The following is a 220-nucleotide window of genomic DNA, read 5'->3' as shown; positions in this document are numbered from 1 at the left end:
CGCTCCCCCGTCGACCCTCCTGAGCGCCATACGGCAAGTGGCGGCGGGTGAGAGATATGTGGATAGGTCGCTGGCCTTCGATGTGCTGCAGGCAGCCGAGATACCGCTGTCGCCACGGGAGTTACAGGTCCTGGCCCTCGCCGCCGGCGGCGCCTCGGTTCCGGAGATCGCCGAGAGCCTGCGCCTGCGGGAAGGAACGGTGGGGAACTACATGAGCGCC

At 68.2% G+C, this 220-nt stretch carries 1 protein-coding gene; it reads left to right on the top strand.

Annotated elements, in window-relative coordinates; translation table 11 throughout:
• Positions 1-37 precede the first annotated feature (37 nt).
• Positions 38-220, top strand: a 183-nt coding sequence (locus C6N31_RS43380) for a LuxR C-terminal-related transcriptional regulator (RefSeq protein WP_438817460.1), incomplete at its 3' end; no start/stop codon positions are given.

Source organism: Streptomyces fildesensis, assembly GCF_016107395.1.
Classification (GTDB): domain Bacteria; phylum Actinomycetota; class Actinomycetes; order Streptomycetales; family Streptomycetaceae; genus Actinacidiphila; species Actinacidiphila fildesensis.
This window is presented reverse-complemented; position numbering and strand designations above follow the sequence as displayed.